This is a genomic window from Thermosporothrix sp. COM3 (assembly GCF_059696735.1).
Map to the genome: position 1 here is coordinate 2,218,293 of NZ_AP019376.1, position 16,870 is coordinate 2,235,162.

Genomic DNA, 16,870 nt, shown 5'->3' on the forward strand with positions numbered 1-16,870 from the left:
GGGTTGTGCGGCGAAGCTTGTTATCATCCATAAGTCAGCAGATGTGCACGGCCCAATGTCGAGCGACCTTTCGTCCTGTATGCACAGAGCGAAATCAGAACGTCCTCTGTTTCATGATTGCTCGGCGTTTGCAGGAGGCTGCGGGTGAACGATCAGAAGGCTCTGGTGTGTATGTCCAAAGATGCGTTCAGTGACACTGCCCAGAAGTCGACGCTGTAAGAAATTGCGCCCGTGTGTTGTTAATGCAAGAACAACATTGTTTGAGGAAGTAGTATGCTGAACGTGCTCAAGCAGCGCTCCGGCGATATCCTGGCTTTCTTCGACCTGCGTCTCAATTGGTATTTTGGGAGCATGCTGCTGAAGCTGCGTTCTCTTTGTCTCAAGATACTGTTGGGCCTGTGTCAGTGCCAGAGATCGAAGATCAATGTCAAGGCCATAGCGGCGGATGGAACTCTCCTCGTCCTCCTTCGGAGGGGGAACGATCTGGAGAAGTTGGAGTGTTCGTGATGCCTGTGTTAGCCAGGCTTGTGCTAGCCGGAGGGCCGGGAGAAGCGAGGCCTCAGCAAAAGGTGATCCGTCAAGCGCGATGACGACCTGAAAGGGACGCTCAGTCAGAGTGTGAGTGAATGTGTTTTGATGATGTAATAGAAGGAGGGGTACAGAACTCTGCCGCATTAAATGGTGGGCTACGCTCCCATACGCCCAGCGTTGAAGTCCGGTATATCCATGACTACATAGAATAACCAGATCAAAGTGAGAGGACTGTATCAGGTCTAAGAGTTGTGTTACAGGATCTCCCATAGCGACCATTCGTCTCACCTTTAGGCCCTGGAAAAGGGGGCGTGAGGCAATGCGTTCAAGGTATTCTCTTGCGTTTGTTCCCGCGACATCGAGAATTTCTTGTCGATATGGAGCTTGAAGTGTCGTATATATTCCTCCCTCTAATATGAGATCAACCACACGAACAAGATGAAGTGCTCCCTGTGAACTTCGTGCAAGATGGGCTGCAACAGGAAGACTTTGTTCGGCCCGGACAGATCCGTCTAAAGGAACCAGAATAGAGCGTAGCATGAGTTTCCTCTTCCTTTTTATGGATGCAAGATAGCTTGTAGTGCTTACCAGTATTTCGGCATATCAAGGCTGTTCTTCTCTTCTGTACGGCGATTGCACTCCTTTGAGGACGTGAAAAGCAATGTCTATGCCTATGATTGTACTCTGCTCCTCAAGTCATGCATATACTATGCTGGTGAAGGCCATAAATGCCTCAGCCTTGTTTCTTTCCCGCTCTGGATTGAAGGGTATAAAGCCCATTCTCAGCTTGAGAACAAAGAGAAACTCTCTCTATTGACGGCTTTGTGATATTCCAGAAGAGAAACGAGACCAGACTGTGAAACGTAGCAATTACAATGACAGTAGAAAGCCAGTCAATGGCTCTCGCTTTGAGAGGGCAGTTGTCCCTATCTGATCGCCGTTCAGAGGCGTGAACAAGATCCCGTCTCTATGAGCCTTATTCTCTCCCTGGACGATTCCCTCGAAGGCTCACGAATAGTGTCCCTGTTATCCCGTGAGGAGGATTTATGCGAATAGTAATTGCTCTGGGTGGCAATGCGATCTTACGCCGTGGGCAACCGCTTGAAGAATATATACAACATCAAAATGTTCGAGCAGCTGCCCGGACATTGACCGAGATTATCCAAGAGCATGAGGTGATTGTGACTCACGGGAGTGGACCACAGATAGGATTACTTGCGTTACAGGCTGCTGCCTATACAGAAGTTCATCCCTATCCTCTAGATGTGTTAGGAGCCGAAGCAGAAGGAATGATCGGGTATCGAATCGAGCAGGAATTAAGGAATCATCTTCAAGCGCCGCGTCAGGTCGTAACCTTGCTTACTCAAATTGAAGTGGATCCCAACGATCCCGCTTTAGAAGTGCCAAGTAAGCCAATTGGACCACTGTACAGTGAAGAAGAGGCTGCTCGTTTGACCAGAAAGTATGGGTGGGTTATGGCTCCGGAGCAGGGAAAAATGCGCCGAGTTGTTCCTTCTCCGTCTCCCCTTCGTATCCTTGAAATGCAGGCTATTCGTTTGCTTGTCGATGCCGGGATTACCGTCATCTGTGCTGGGAGTGGAGGAATTCCCGTCGTTCGGCAGACGGATGGATACTATGGAGGAGTTGAGGTTGTGATTGATAAAGATCGTGCGAGCGCTCTTCTGGCTGAGCAAGCGCAAGCTGATGTCCTGCTTCTTCTGACCGACGTTGATGCTCTTTATGAAGGGTGGGGAACACCACATGCGCGGGCTATCCAACGTGTTTCGCCGGAGTGGCTCCAAGCGCGCTCATTTGCCAGTGGCTCTATGGGGCCTAAAGTAGAGGCTGCATGCGCTTTTGTGCGACACACCAACGGAAGAGCTGTTATTGGTTCACTGGAGCAAGCGCCCGCCTTACTTCGGGGAGAATGTGGAACAACTATTACCAATACAGCGCTTGAGGTCACGTATCATCCTCATCCTTAAAGCTATCGGGGGAGAAAGAAATAACGTGTTCGTTCCGTTTTGCTTGTGTCTGGTGCAGCTTATTGATAGTTTCAGGACCAGGAACATTGTGCAATGGAGAGAACCTGTGAGGGAGCTTTTAAGGAGAATGGATTATGGCTTCCTGGCGACAACACCTCTTTTGGCACCGTATAGCATATCAGCTGATGTGGCCATCACTTCCTTACAGTGTGATTCACAATGTGGCTTGACTACAAAACAAGTGCGTCAGCTACTACAGCAGTATGGACCGAACGAACTTCCGGTCATTTCCCCATTCCCTCCCTGGAAGCGCTTCGTACAGCGGTTTCAAGGACCATTAACACTGCTCTTGCTCGCTGCAACTGGCATATCGCTGGTTGTATGGGTGGTGGAGCGTGATACACCTATTCCATACGAGACATTGACTATCTTTCTCATTGTTTTACTGAATGCCGTTTTAGGATTTATTCAAGAAAATCGGGCTGAGAGAGCAGCAGAAGCATTACAGAGCCTGTCAGTTCCGACTGCGAGAGTTCTGAGAGAAGGGAGCTTCTGTGTGCTACCTGCCTCACAACTTGTTCCAGGAGATATCATCTTGCTGGAGGAGGGAGATCTTATCCCTGCTGATGCTCGTCTCCTTGAGTTGACACTCCCCAGGCCTGAAGGGCTGTCTTGTATACACATTTTACAAACGGAGGTGAGAAGCGAGATGAAAGCCCTCAAGCAGGGTCTGAACCCGGAGCCAACCCGCCCACAAGGTCTTCCAGCCTGCTGGCCCATCCCGGCGACGAGCCAGGTAGCCCCCCAGGCGAGCGACTTCTTGCCAGAAGACCTGGATGGTCATCCTGGGGCAGGGTCAAGGCCTGCTTGCGTGGCCACCACCGTCAGCACATCAACGTCGATCACTTCACAGGCGAACCGATCAGGTTCACTGCGGGCAAGATCTCGCCGTTGCAACAAGCGAACGGCGACTGGCGAGAGCAAGCCCAGCAGCCGGAAGAAGCGTTCACCTGTTTGGAGTTGACGTTGTTCCAGGCGGCAGCCCGTTTTGAGGCATTGATGAGAGTCTTCCACGACCCATCGATGTCCAGACCAGGCGCCTCGCTCCCATGCCTCTTGCAGGGTCGCGGTCGGCACAGAGGTCAGCACAACCCATTCCAGAGGCTCTTCTCCTGCCGGAGGTTGCTCCTCCCAGAGGCGAATGACCCACAGAGGGAAGGGGTGTTTGTTCGCACGCGGCTCGTTGCGTGGCGGCAACCCTGTCATCGGGCCAAAGGAGATCTCAAGGAGCGTGGTGCGAGCCTGTCGGCCATGCGTCGGTGGAACCGCGAACGCACGACGCTGCCGACTGGGCCAGGCGCGGACCTGTTCCAGCAGATATCCCGCCTCTTCCTCCTCGTTTTGGGCTCGTCGGTTCTGAGCCGCGCGGACCAGAAAAGGGGTGTGGGTTTCTCGAGAGGCATGAAAGAAGTCGAACAGGTCGGCCCCACGATCCCCCACATGAACGATGCTGGTTGTGTCGGGAAACGTGCCAACCTGTCTGAGCAGGCGCATCCACCCGTCCGTTTCTCGGTCCTGGCGAAAGCGACGCTGGCTGCGGCGTTCGCTCTTTGGGGCGGGAGTACGAACAAACGCTTCTTGCGAGGCACACCCCACAACGGCTCGGCTTTGGGGCACAACCGCCAGCATCGTTTGCAGGAAAAAGCCTTGCCCTCGCTCATTGCCGACCTGCCCCAAACCACTCACATGAAGACGATGACTCAAATCGACCTCGGTGGTATCCTGAAGCAGCAGAACCACTGGGTGCCGAACGATCTCTTCTCGCGTGTGCTGAAGATGTGGCTGCATCAGCGCTTCAAAGGAGACGTCTTCTTGATCCAACAAACGGTACAAGGCGATGACTTCTTTCCAGCCCTGCATCTGGGCAGGCAATGAAGCCGAAGCATTGGCAGCCATCTGCGCAGCCAGCCGAACAGCACGCCGGGTTCGATGTGCATCCTGCAGGTGACAAGCTCCAAACGTGCGTTCTGCCCACAGCTTCGGGTTCAACATCTCTTCACTTCTCATCGTCCTATGCTAGCAGTTCTCATTTGTGTATAAAAGACAGGCCTGAAGGCCGGGGATTCTTCATTCATCCAGCCTGCTTGCGCGGCGTCACGGCGCGACGACGCGTAGTGGCAGGCTGTCCAGAAGCGTTCGACGTTCCTTGCGGAGCGTCAGTTCCCGTCTGCCCGACGATACACCCTCGTCACACGCTTCTGGACAGCGTGTTGTTATGGGTCGCTACACAGCGGCGATTCGTAGGCATGCTGGATGAAAGAAGGGTTCTCGGGCTTTCGCCGAGGAACTGTCAATCTCCAATGGCGGGCATGAACAGGCTTCTTTTTTTCAAGGCTGCCATAGAGAGCTGAGTGCGCTTTTTTCAAGGCATCCGGAAAGCCCAGAAGTTGTCTCCTATCATAGCTATGAAGATAAAAGACCGGGCTCGCGGAAGCAATCTCAGGTACATAAATGGCCCTTGATTGCGCATCAAGAACGAGACATCCTGTTTTGGTAAGCAGAGCAGGGACACGACTTCGGAGAAGAAGCATCATTTCCTCTATCGTGAGTTCCTGAGCAGACAGTGAGGAATCAAACCACACCGTAGTATTAATGGCGATCCGAACATCCGGGTAACGATATTGCACCGCCAGTAAACAAATGGAAAGGCGATCAGAGAGTTGCATGAGATGCTCCCTTCATATGTATTGTTGAGTCACCTCCTTCTCAGAACCAGAGCGAAAGAGACTCTACTGGTCAATGAAACAGTACACATCCTGGCGCTGCATAGATAGCATATCCTCAGGAAATCACAACGGAAACACTATTCTCACCCTGCCATCACGGATTCATCTCAAACAAAACAGCGGTGCTCTCTGCGCTCTTCTGAGGAATCACACGATAGTGCTTTTGTCTGTTGCCTACGAGGTTGAAGTCTACAACGATACCCTGATAAGAAGCGTATTTTGTCCAAAAGTTTTACCACTAAAAGACGCGTTATCTGGTGAAGTCACTGTGATCACGCTTATCCTTTGTGAAAGGAGTACTGTCTTGAAGGCGGAAGCTTCTGCTGAGCCATATGCATATGAGCAACTTGCCTTCTCGTCCTATGAACTCAGGTATGTATGAATCACACGAGCAACATCAATGCCTTGTTGAATGGATTGAGCAGGAGTTGATACTGCATGAAGCATACTCCCAGCTACGAATACACGAGGAATGCACGTCTCAAATGTCATCTTTGCTGTCTGCTGATTGTCCTCATCGGCGATCCACGATTCAAGAAGCAGTGGAAGACAGGAAAGATCCGGCACCTCTCCTGCTCCAATAAGCACGGTGTCTGCTGGAATGACTATCGCAGAACCGGGAATACTTTTCTTCCGAAAATCGACACTCACACAATGCACTCCCTGTACAGTTGCCTCTTCTGTCCCTATCAGGTTTTTGACGAGGAGACGTTCCTTCAAGTGAAGACCCGCGGTCAGTGCTGGCTCTATCAGTACTGACGGAAGAGTACAGGTTGCTTCTGGATACAGGACAGTGACTGAAGAGGCGCCTTGTCTCAAAGCAGCCTGAGCGGCATAGAAAGCAGTTGGGGTAGAGCCAATGACGACAACGGAGCCGCTGCAAGTAGTATCGGGACGCTGTTTGCACATTTCCAAAAACGCCAGCGCTGGATAGACATCGTATAATACTGTTTCCCCCGATAGGCCAAAAGCTGTACTTTGCTGGCGTCCTATCGTCAGCAAGACAGCATCGAAGCGTGTCAATAGTTGAGAGAGTGCTTCTTCGCCTTTTAGATCGGCCTGATAGCGGCATTCTACCCTGAGCGCGTCAAGTTGCTTGAATAACTGTTGCAGATAGAGATGTATCTGTTCTTGATGGAGAGGATCAAGCGCCATACGACCGCCAGCAAAGGGCATCTTCTCAAGCAGGAGGACAGAGTATCCTCGACTGGCAAGCGACTCTGCCGCCTGTAATCCGGTTAAACCTGCTCCTACAATCGCCACACGTTTCTTCTGAGGTGTTACTTTCTCTTGCTCATTGTTGTTGTGAAGATGAAGTTGAGCCAGAAGCAGATCACTCCACGTTACCAATCCAACCAGATGAGAGCCCTCAAGGACCGGGAGATAGCTCACTTTATATTCAAAGAGAAGTGAAATGGCCTCCTCAAGGAGGGTAGCAGGGGTTACGGTTACCGGAGATTTTTGGATTAGATCGCTGACCTTGCGTTCCTTCAGCGGATGCTCCAGGAGCTGGCTGGAACTGGTATGCAGGTACTGAAGCTTTCCTTGAATGAGTGCTTCTCGTGTCAGTACACCCAGGAAGGTTTGATCCTCCTTTTGAAGGGCAGGGATTTGATGCAGATTGTAAGCACGGAATACTGTTTCTGCCTGCTCTACAGTCTCATCAGAAGAAATGGTAATCAATTGGGTCGACATGATATCGCGTACAAGCATGGTGTACCTCCCCTGTGGCTGCTGGACGAAGCTTTTCCTTCACTTTTTTCTGACATCGGCACTCAATTCTTTTCTATTTTCAGCATATCTTCTCGGCTTCTCAATACTGTAACAGAGAAGCAGCATACTTTCACAAGGGTATCACAAGGTGTGTAAATGAGATTTTGCAGAGATTGTTATCTGTTTGAGAGGCAAAGTTTATGAAACGTGATGATTTTGTAACATACACTTTCTAGAATAGAAATATGAAAAATAAGTAGATCCTTTGCGAAGAGAGGAAATGCAGTATGTTTCAGCGTATCCTGATCCCTCTGGATGGCTCAGAGCGAGCCGAGACTGTTTTACCCATCGTTGGAGCACTTGCCCGCTTTTCTGGTGCTGAGGTCATCGCTGCGCGTGTCATTCCATCTGCCAGTAACTATACCTGGGCAGTCGGGCAGGAGATGATCTTGCTTGGCGATTATATCAGGCGTGAGCAGGATGAAGCGGAAGAATACCTGAACAGTCTGGCTGAAAAACAGAGAGACATGCGTTTCTCCACCCGGCTGGCACAGGGAGATAGTGCACGACAGATTCTTGACGTCGCTAACGAGGAGCAGTGTGATCTGATTGTTCTGTGCAGTCATGGGGCAACCGGTGTTGAGCGCTGGCTGATGGGGAGCGTCGCGCATCATGTCTCGCGTCATAGTACCATCCCTGTGCTGATGCTGCGAGAGGGGGATGATACCCTCACCGACGTGAGTGCTGAGGGAGAGTATCAGGTCAGTACGCTGGTTGCCCTGGATGGCTCATCCCGGGCAGAGCAGATTCTAGAGGATGCGGTGGCGCTTTCAACTGCCCTTTCCAGTCCACTTCCGGGGAAAGTGCGACTTGTCCATGTGATCGATCAGGATCTGATCCGTGTGGCGAAGCAGGAGGAGGATCCTCAGTCCCTTGTCTTGCAGGCGCAATGCTATCTCGATGAGGTGAAGCGGCGGCTTGAGAGCAAGATTGGTACAGAGCTCGCCTGTGAGATCCTCACCCGGGTCCTTATTGGCAGTGATGTCGCGACGACGCTCCTTGAGACGACCATGACATATGAGCAGGAATGCGAGCATGTGATTCTGGCTCTGGCAACACATGGGAAGAATGCGGTAGCGCGCTGGTTCGTTGGCAGTGTCGCTGATCGGCTGCTCTGTTCCTCACATAAGCCCCTGTTGATCTGTCGTCCACAGGGACGCTGAAGCGGGTCTTGTTTTTCCGGACCGGGGCACAGTGCACAAGGACTCACTGTTGTGCATTCTTGCTTTTCCGAAAGGGAGTGCTATAGATGGCGCTCCCTTGATTTTTTATGAAGGGGGCAGTATCCTGCAACAGATGGAGTGAAGATTCTGCAAGCAGCCTTGCACGCTCTGTTTTCATGAGAAAGGGAAAGCTGATGTCAGATCCAGAAATTCTCTTGCAGCATACGCCCGATTTTTTACAGCTCTTTCACGTGCTGCCGGATGCTGTGCTCATTGTAGATTATGAAGGAACTATTGTGTTGCAAAACAGGCAGGCCGAAAAACTGTTTGGCTATACCAGTGATGAATTGATCGGACAGCCTCTGGAAATACTGCTTCCCGAGCGGTTTCGTCAAGCACATATTGCTCATCGGAAACACTATGCGGCCTCTCCCCGGGTACGGCCTATGGGGGTAGGACTTTCGTTGTTTGGCATGCGTAAGGATGGGTTGGAATTTCCTGTTGATATCAGCCTGGGACCGATGGAAGTTGAGGGAACGCCTCATGTGATTGCGATTGTGCATGATATGACTCAACAGCGAGTGCTTGAACGGGAGAAGGAACAGCAAGTAGAGCAGATTCGCCGCCAGACAGAGCTTATTCAGCTTGCTCATGATGCCATTATTATTTGCGATCCGATAGGTCGTATCGTCTTCTGGAATCGGGGGGCCGAGCAGTTGTACGGCTGGGCGGCACAAGAAGCATTGGGACACATGGTGCACATTCTTTTACAAACACGCTTTCCTGGTGGGCGTGCACTCTACCTGCAACAGCTAGAGCAGGAAGGAAAATGGGAAGGCGAAATAACGCATCTCAGTCGTACAGGCCAGGTGATCCGGGTCGAGAGTCGCCAGATGGTGGTACGTAACAGTCAAGGCGAGATCAGCGCAGTGCTTGAGATGGACCGGGATAGAGCCGAGCAGCATAGAGAACATGTACAGATGCCCGAAGCTACCTCTTCTCAAGGGGGCTTTAACCTTTTCCGTGAGATACTGGATGCTCTGCCAAATAGTATTCATCTGGTGGCCGGTCACGATGCTCGTTTAGTGTTTGCCAACCAGGCAGCACAACAGCTCTGGGGAGCGCAGTGGAGTTCAGGGCAACCTATGGAGGATTTTCTGAGAACCAACCAGATCGAGATACAGGATGCCCGGGGACGCCCGCTTTCAATCAGCGAACTCGCGACGATGCGAGCCATACAGCAACAAGAAGCGGTGCTCTATTATCAGGAGGTGCTTCGTTTTGCGCATGGCTCACACCTGGCCGTTCTGGTGAACGCGGTGCCACTGACACTCCAGGCGACGTCGTTGCCTGCTCCTGAAGGGATGGAGGCTCTTTCCGGTCCTTTTGCTCTGGTGATCTATCAGAATGTCAGTTTTCTGAAGGAGGCGGAATATTTAAAGGATGAGTTTATCAGTGTTGTCGCACATGAACTGCGCACACCACTTGCGGTCCTCATGGGGTATACTGACATGTTGTTGGTGCAAACTGAGCGGGGTCATGGGGTAGAGCTGGCTGCCTGGCAGAAAGAAGCGCTCAACGATATTAAAGAGGCTGTGGTGTACCTGACTACCCTTACCGATGAGTTGCTTGATGTCACGCGCTTAGAGGCGGGGAGACTGCAATTGAATCGAAGCGCGATAAATATTCTCGCGTTGTTGCGGCGGATCATCACCCAAATGCAGCAAACAACGAAGCGTCATCGGCTGATCCTTGCTACAGACGCTTCCGCCATTATCGTCTCGCTTGATGCTCACCGAATGGAACAGGTCCTCTCAAACCTGCTGGAAAATGCCGTGAAGTATAGCCCACAGGGAGGAGAGATTGTTGTCACGGTTGAGGAGCGCAGGGAGCAGCAGCAGCTTCTGCTCAGCATGCAGGATCATGGCATTGGTATTCCTGAGCAGCAACAGGCCCAGATCTTCGGACGCTTTATGCGCGCCAACAATGCCCATGCCTGGGGAATTCGAGGGACAGGACTTGGTCTCTATCTCTGTCGGCAACTGGTAGAACAGCATCAGGGCAAACTCTGGTTTGAGTCCCGGGAAGGGCAGGGCTCTACCTTCTTTCTGTCGCTGCCCCTTCATCCCATAAGCGAAGACGAGCCGGAAGAAGACCACTGAGAGTCGTCGCCCGGCTTACTTCTGGCTAAGGAGCCTGCAAGATATATCCAATGCCAATCTTTGTACGAATATAGCGAGGACGGGAGGGATCCGGTTCTATCTTCTGGCGTAGTCGATTGATGTTGACCTGGAGCATATGGCTTTCCCCAACATATTCCGCTCCCCAGACATGTTCAAGCAAGAGCTCATGAGTGAGAACGCGTCCGGCATTCTGGGCCAGGTAGGCAAGCAAGCGATATTCAGTTGCTGTCAGAGAGATCTCCCGGTCTCCTTGATGGACCCGATGCTGCGTATAGTCAATGCGAAGGTCGCCGATAGTCACAACGCTCTGAAGCGTTCCCTCCTGCTGTGTGAAGCGGGCTCGGCGTAGCACTGCTCGCACGCGTGCCAACAGTTCATCAATGCTGAATGGCTTGGTCAGATAGTCATCGGCTCCCAGGTCAAGCCCTCGGACTTTGTCTGCATCTTGTCCGCGGGCGGTTAAGAGAATGATCGGGACGGAAGAAAATTCTCGTATTCGCTGGCAAACGGTAAAACCATCTATCTGGGGCATCATGATGTCAAGCAAAATCGCATCGAGCGGGTGTGCTTCTACTTGGTCAAGGGCTTCCTGACCATTTCTGGCAGCAAGAACGCTGTATCCCTCCAATTCAAGATTGCGAACGACCAGGCGTAGCAACTGCGGATCATCGTCAGCGACCAGGATGGTTGTCTTCTTTGCGGGCATGTGTTCTCCCTGTCTCTTGTTGGTCTCCTTCCGTAACGGGAAGGGTGATATGAAAGGTACATCCGGAGTGTGGGTCACTCTCTGCCCATATGGTTCCTTGATGAAGGTAGATGATATGCTGGCAGAGCGCCAATCCTACGCCTAATCCACGTGCTGTCCGGGTCAGTGAGGTATCAACCCGATAGAAGCGTTGAAAGATCAGATGCAAATGCTCAGGCGAAATAAAGCCTTCTTTGGTCTGTATTTGGATTTCGATGGAAGGCTGACTCTCCAGAGGTTCGCCCGGCTTGAGCGTCACCAAAATCGGGCTTCCGGCTGGCGTATGCTGGATGGCGTTGTCAAACAGCTCCTGAAAAAGCAGCATGAGCAGGCTCCGATCTCCGTTGATCAATAAGGCCCTCACGGAAATGGTCTGCCACAAAGAGCGAAAAGCGTTGGGTTTCAGCCGTATCATTTGCATAGGTTTGCAGGCTTCTTTGAAGCAGTGGGAGCGAGGAGAGCGGCTCGGGATGGAAGGTGTAGTTCCCGCTTTCCAGTTGCGTCAGCAGAAGAAATCGGTTGACCATTGCTTCCAGTTGATCGGTGCGCTCCGCAATAGCCTGCAAAAAGGAATGGCGTTCTTCCGCTGAGAGGTGTTGTTCGTGACGCAAGAGCGTGGCGGCATATCCTTTAATGGACGTTAACGGACTGCGCAACTCATGGCTGATTGTTGCCAGTAACTCGGCGATGTATTCTTCCTGGATGCGTGGATCTTCTTTTGACAGTATTTCTTTGTGGGTGTTCATGATGTTGCGCCTCACACAATAAAGGCTGAAACCAGTCTTCATACTATTATATGCTTTTCACATGAAAAGCAAAAGGGCAGGGCTGGTGAACGGGTGCTATTTCTGTTCTGCATTGCTGACTGAGAAGAGAAACAGACAACTTGCCAGATGTGGAAGGAGGGCGAAAAATCTCTCTTCTCTCCGGGGGCTTGCGCCTGGTTGGTTTCCCGGGCGGTCATGTCAACGTCTCTCTTCCTTTCGTTTCAGATCAACAGCGAACACGCCACTGACAAACTCCATAAATGGTGTTCGCTGCCGCTTGTATACTTGCTCCTTCCGGGTAGATCAAAAGGGCGTTCGTTCGAGGGACAGGTCATTGAAGCTGCACCTGCTCGATGACTGCTGGGTGGGTAACGGCACGGATCAAGGGATATCGAACCGAATCGGCCCCCAATGGAAATTGCTGCTATCGAAGTGCTCTATAGCATTGCTGGTACTCCTGTAACGCAGCGCGATTGGTCTCGATAGCGTACGGAAACATGCAACAATTTTCCCTGGTTTGATGAACAGGCTTCACTTCTCCTGCTCGCTCTATGAAACGTGGCGTTGCTCATGCAGGCGGCTATAAAGGTGATCAAACAGCCGTCGTTCCTGTATTGATTACAACTCTGGAGGTCAGCGACTCCTCCCGACCCGTAAAGTGCAAGCATTCATCCCAAAACGGGGGTGAAGCGTTGAGTACCCCTCTTTCTCTGGCCGTCAGGAAGAAATTCCCAGGCTGAAGAGAAGGAGCAGAAAGTGTCGCGATCCTCTTTTACTGTTTCCAGTATAGACTGACTGCCTCACAAACAGTTCTCAATTGTCTATCTGCGTATCACATACCTTCAACAAAGGGAGGAACAGAGAAAGGCTCTTTGTGGTCTGGCTGACGGCAAGCTGAAAACAGAAGGAGAAGGGAGGCCTCTATCAGAGAAAAGCCTTCCCTTCTCTATTCAATCTCTAGCGGGGCGTCCAGTGCCAGTTCTGGACCTCTGGCATATCCTGAAAGTGCTCCCTGATATAGCTCTGATGCTGGTCAAGAGCTTTCGTACACTCCTGCATGAAAGGCGGCACCATGCGGCGTAATCGAGGAGTATGGTGCATGGCAAGCATACTCAGATGGTAGCGGCTCACCTGATTGCGTACAACCATATCAAACGGGGTAGTGGTGGTGCCTTCCTCATTGTAGCCGCGCACATGGAACCGTTCTGGTGCTGGACGACCGTGAACAATCTGATGAATGACGCGCTGATAGCCATGAAAGGCGAAGATGACCGGCTTATCCTTCGTGAAATGGGCAACAAACATGTCATCATCCATGCCATGCGGGTGGATATCGGGCGGGTAAAGTTTCATCAGGTCCACGATGTTGACAACCCGCACTTTGAGTTCTGGTACATGCTGTCGGAGCCAGTGGGCGGCGGCGATCGTCTCCATTGTCACGATGTCACCGGCACAGGCCAGGACAACATCTGGCTCAATCTCCTCATCGTTGCTGGCCCACTGCCAGATAGAAAGCCCCTGGGCACAATGATCATTTGCCTGTTCCATTGAGAGCCATTGGAACTGTGGTTGTTTGTCGATCACAATCAAGTTAACATAATTGCGACTGCGAAAACAATGATTGGCAACAGAGAGCAGGCAGTTCGCGTCGGGCGGCAGGTACAGCCGGGATACAGTGCCCTTGCGCGAAAGTATCGTATCGATGAGCCCGGGCCCCTGATGGCTGAAGCCATTGTGGTCGTTGCGCCAGCAGGTTGAGGTCAGCAGAATATTGAGCGAGGCAACGGGGGCTCGCCAGGGAAGATGACGTGCTTCCTGTAGCCACTTGGCATGCTGAATCGTCATCGAGTCGGAAACCATCGCGAAAGCTTCATAGGTGGCGAAGAGGCCGTGTCTGCCGGTGAGAAGATAGCCTTCCAGCCAACCATGACAGAGATGCTCGCTGAGCACTTCCATAATGCGACCATTATGAGAGACATGATCGTCTTCAGGGCGCACGCCGTCAATCAGACAGCGATTTTCGACCTCAAAGACGTTTCCCAGACGGTTCGAGTTGGTCTCATCGGGACAGAACAGACGGAAGTTGTGATAGGGAGCATTGCGTACAAAGACATCGCGAAGCCATAGCCCGAGTTGTCGAGTGGATTCATGGCGTTCCTGCCCAGGTACGGGGACATCAAGTGCATAGGCTGCGAAATCAGGCAGATTGAGTTCCCTCAAGAGCTTACCGCCATTGGCATGGGGATTAGCGCCCATGCGTCGATCTCCTTTCGGAGCCAGCTCAGCCAGTTCAGGAAGGAGGCGTCCTTGTTCGTCAAAGAGGGTTTCCGGATGGTAGCTTTTCATCCAGGCTTCCAACATTGCGCGGTGCGCTGCGTTGGTTTGGACCTCGGCAAGGGGGACCTGATGAGAGCGAAAGGTACCCTCGATTTGAACGCCATCAACCACAGAGGGGCCTGTCCAGCCTTTCGGTGTGCGCAAGATGATGAGTGGCCAGCGTGGGCAGCTCTGAACACCGTATGTGCGCGCCTGTTGTTGAATAGTGCGGATTTGCTGATAGCAAGCTTCCAGGGTTTGAGCAAACTGCTGGTGCATTTCGTGGGGATCGCTCCCCTCAACAATGTAGACCTCATAGCCATGACCCGTCAGCAACAATTGAAGCTGCTCATTACTGGTGCGCCCGAGGACGGTCGGGCCGGAAATCTTGTACCCGTTGAGGTGGAGAATAGGTAAAACGGCGCCATCACGAGCAGGATTGAGGAAGTGAATGCTCTTCCACGCACCTTCCAGGGGGGCCGTTTCCGCCTCGCCATCGCCCACAACTGCCGCAACAATCAGATCGGGATTGTCGAAGGCTGCACCAAAGGCATGTGAGAGTACATAGCCCAGTTCTCCGCCCTCATGAATGGACCCGGGAGTAGGGACGCTGACATGACTGGGAACGCCACCGGGCGTGGAGAACTGACGGAAGAGATGCTTCATGCCTCTGCTATCCTGGGACACAACGGGGTAGATCTCACTATAGGTGCCTTCCAGATAGACATTCGCAAGAAGAGCAGGGCCGCCGTGACCCGGGCCTGTCAGATAAATGACATTGGCATCGTGATCTTGGATCAGACGATTCAGGTGCACATAGATGAAATTGAGTCCAGGTGATGTGCCCCAGTGACCGAGTAAGCGTGGTTTGATATGCTCAGGGAGCAGGGGAGCACGCAGTAACGGGTTCTCCTGGAGATAGATTTGTCCTACCGTGAGGTAGTTCGCAGCGTTCCAATAGCGATGGAGACGCTCAAGGCGTTCGGGTGAAAGCACAGCCATGTGTTGCCTCTTTCTAAATCGGGTGAGTTAGAACGGCAGGAGAAATTTTCTCCTGTGTTTTCAGGTGAAAGACATCTAAGAGAAAACGGGAAAAGCGACACCTCTCGCCTTTACACTGGATACATGAGACTTATGTTTCAAATGGATGCATTCTTCTCCTGTGTTACCAGGTTTTGCGGCTGGTGCCTGAGAAACGCCAGAACGTTTGCAGCGCTTGTATTAAGAATGCGGTGAACGGCTTCGATGGAGTTAAAGGCCATATGCGGGGTAACAACCACATTGTCGTGGCTCATCAACGCTTGATTGTGCTGTACGCTTTGCTGTCTTGCCGGGCTCAATGCCTGCTCCAGGTGCTGAAGGTCGTCCTCGTCTTCCAGCGTATCCAGGCCAGCACCGCGAAGAATACCATTGTCGAGAGCCCAAAGAAGGGCTTCCGTCTCTACCAGGGAGCCGCGTGCGGTGTTAATCAAGAGTGCGCCACGTTTCATCTTGCGAAAAGTTTCAGTGTTCAGAAGATGATACGTTGATGGCAGAGCCGGCGCATGCAGGGAAACTACATCGGAAGAGGCGAGCAGCTCATCAAGCGGAACATATAGGAACCCTAACACTTCCGCGAAGATGCGGTTTGGCATGACGTCATAGGCAAGAACCTGCATGCCGAATCCTCGTGCGATACGGATAACATGCAAACCAATGGCTCCGGCTCCAATGACCCCGAGAGTTTTCCCATAGAGATCAAATCCCTGTAATTGACGTGTGGGTTCAGACGCCTGTTGTACACTCCGATAGGCCAGATGGAGTTTACGCGAAACGGTGAGTAACAGGCCGAAGGTGTACTCGGCTACCGCCGTCTCACCGTAGCCTGGAACATTTGCAACGAGTATGCCTCGTTGGGTGGCTGCTTGCAGATCAATGTGATCGTAGCCAGTTGAGCGTGTGGCGATCAGGCGCAGGCGAGGCATTGCCTCCATTTCTGCGGGGCCAATCGTTGGATGAATGAAGGGAAGCAATATTTGTACCTGTGAGAGCGTCTCGGGATTAATGCTCTCAATACTCCCTTCAGTGCATAGCAATGGGAACGTCGGGCCTAATGCCTGATGAAGATGCTCTGCATCCGCTTTATGAATACCTGTCGCAAGCGCGAGAACAGGAGAAGTGTTATGCTTCATATGTTGTGTACCGTTGCCTTTCTCTAAGGGCTCTATTGCTCTTCTTTCAGCGATCCTTTCACTTTCTAGAATAACCAGTAGAGGTCACAAAAATGACACAGAAGCAACATCTCCTTTCTCGTTCTTCTCACAAAGAAGAAGATAATGGCCTACACGACGTTATTCAAGTGGTATAGAAGAAGTGGCTCCAGAGAAGGGGAAGAAGCATCATGTTCGATGAGGGAGAAAGGAATAAGAAGTAGAACAAGAATGAAGATGAAATGATGAGGGTAAAGAGTTGTTCTGAGTGATGAAAATGCGATGGGCATATAGAAAGCCAGTTTCGCTTTATGCATGGTTCGTACAACTCTTTTGTGGCCTCCAGTTTCTTCGCTGCTATACGATTTTCCTCTTTTTGTATACCGTATAAAGATGAGCTAGAGGTTGAGGTGACTGACACCAATCAGCATA

At 51.8% G+C, this 16,870-nt stretch carries 13 protein-coding genes and 1 pseudogene; 4 read left to right on the forward strand and 10 right to left on the reverse strand.

The window, feature by feature from the left end; all coding sequences use genetic code 11:
- Nucleotides 1-111 precede the first annotated feature (111 nt).
- The gene (locus KTH_RS09465; RefSeq protein WP_497618126.1) at nt 112-1,071 is read right to left on the reverse strand and encodes a universal stress protein; all 960 of its coding nucleotides are present in this window, start codon (nt 1,069-1,071) and stop codon (nt 112-114) included.
- A 506-nt stretch (nt 1,072-1,577) separates the two neighbouring features.
- Between KTH_RS09465 and arcC the strand changes: the two genes are divergently transcribed.
- Together arcC and KTH_RS09475 are read left to right on the forward strand one after the other, a co-directional pair.
- Nucleotides 1,578-2,516, forward strand: coding sequence for a carbamate kinase (arcC, locus tag KTH_RS09470; RefSeq protein WP_497618128.1), 939 nt, complete (start codon nt 1,578-1,580; stop codon nt 2,514-2,516).
- Nucleotides 2,517-2,643: 127 nt separating this feature from the next.
- Nucleotides 2,644-3,147, forward strand: a pseudogene (locus KTH_RS09475) (cation-transporting P-type ATPase); the annotation flags it as partial.
- Between the two features lie 54 nt (nt 3,148-3,201).
- Here KTH_RS09475 and KTH_RS09480 read toward each other — a convergent pair.
- The 4 genes from KTH_RS09480 to KTH_RS09495 all read right to left on the reverse strand — a co-directional run bounded on the left by KTH_RS09480 (nt 3,202) and on the right by KTH_RS09495 (nt 7,015).
- Nucleotides 3,202-3,360: a hypothetical protein gene (locus KTH_RS09480; RefSeq protein ID WP_497623319.1), complete on the reverse strand. Its 159-nt coding sequence runs from the start codon at nt 3,358-3,360 to the stop codon at nt 3,202-3,204.
- Nucleotides 3,357-4,583 (reverse strand): IS4 family transposase, encoded by a 1,227-nt coding sequence (locus KTH_RS09485; protein ID WP_497618129.1) that lies wholly within the window; start codon nt 4,581-4,583, stop codon nt 3,357-3,359. The genes KTH_RS09480 and KTH_RS09485 overlap by 4 nt, the downstream gene beginning before the upstream one ends.
- A 206-nt stretch (nt 4,584-4,789) precedes the next feature.
- A complete protein-coding gene (locus KTH_RS09490) occupies nt 4,790-5,242 on the reverse strand; it encodes a hypothetical protein (protein WP_497618131.1) in 453 nt (150 codons plus the stop codon).
- A gap of 420 nt (nt 5,243-5,662) precedes the next feature.
- Nucleotides 5,663-7,015 carry a CBS domain-containing protein gene (locus KTH_RS09495; protein ID WP_497618133.1) on the reverse strand — a complete coding sequence of 451 codons (1,353 nt, stop codon included), beginning with the start codon at nt 7,013-7,015 and terminating at the stop codon, nt 5,663-5,665.
- 287 nt (nt 7,016-7,302) lie between these two features.
- Here KTH_RS09495 and KTH_RS09500 point away from each other — a divergent pair, with 287 nt between their 5' ends.
- Together KTH_RS09500 and KTH_RS09505 are read left to right on the forward strand one after the other, a co-directional pair.
- Nucleotides 7,303-8,238 (forward strand): universal stress protein, encoded by a 936-nt coding sequence (locus KTH_RS09500; protein ID WP_497618135.1) that lies wholly within the window; start codon nt 7,303-7,305, stop codon nt 8,236-8,238.
- A 194-nt stretch (nt 8,239-8,432) separates the two neighbouring features.
- Nucleotides 8,433-10,400, forward strand: a complete 1,968-nt coding sequence (locus KTH_RS09505) for a PAS domain-containing sensor histidine kinase (RefSeq protein ID WP_497618137.1) — start codon at nt 8,433-8,435, stop codon at nt 10,398-10,400.
- A 25-nt stretch (nt 10,401-10,425) separates the two neighbouring features.
- Here the strand turns inward: KTH_RS09505 and KTH_RS09510 are convergent, their stop codons facing one another.
- The 5 genes from KTH_RS09510 to KTH_RS09530 form a co-directional block, all read right to left on the reverse strand.
- Complete coding sequence (locus KTH_RS09510; RefSeq protein WP_497618140.1) at nt 10,426-11,127, reverse strand: response regulator transcription factor; 702 nt, start codon at nt 11,125-11,127, stop codon at nt 10,426-10,428.
- A complete protein-coding gene (locus KTH_RS09515) occupies nt 11,093-11,491 on the reverse strand; it encodes a sensor histidine kinase (protein ID WP_497618142.1) in 399 nt (132 codons plus the stop codon). Before KTH_RS09515 ends, KTH_RS09510 begins: the two co-directional genes overlap by 35 nt.
- Nucleotides 11,466-11,912 (reverse strand): sensor histidine kinase, encoded by a 447-nt coding sequence (locus tag KTH_RS09520; protein WP_497618144.1) that lies wholly within the window; start codon nt 11,910-11,912, stop codon nt 11,466-11,468. Before KTH_RS09520 ends, KTH_RS09515 begins: the two co-directional genes overlap by 26 nt.
- 978 nt (nt 11,913-12,890) lie before the next feature.
- Complete coding sequence (locus tag KTH_RS09525; protein ID WP_497618146.1) at nt 12,891-15,251, reverse strand: phosphoketolase family protein; 2,361 nt, start codon at nt 15,249-15,251, stop codon at nt 12,891-12,893.
- Between the two features lie 137 nt (nt 15,252-15,388).
- On the reverse strand, nt 15,389-16,420 hold the full coding sequence (locus KTH_RS09530; protein WP_497618147.1) for an NAD(P)-dependent oxidoreductase: 1,032 nt from the start codon (nt 16,418-16,420) through the stop codon (nt 15,389-15,391).
- Between the last annotated feature and the right edge of the window lie 450 nt (nt 16,421-16,870).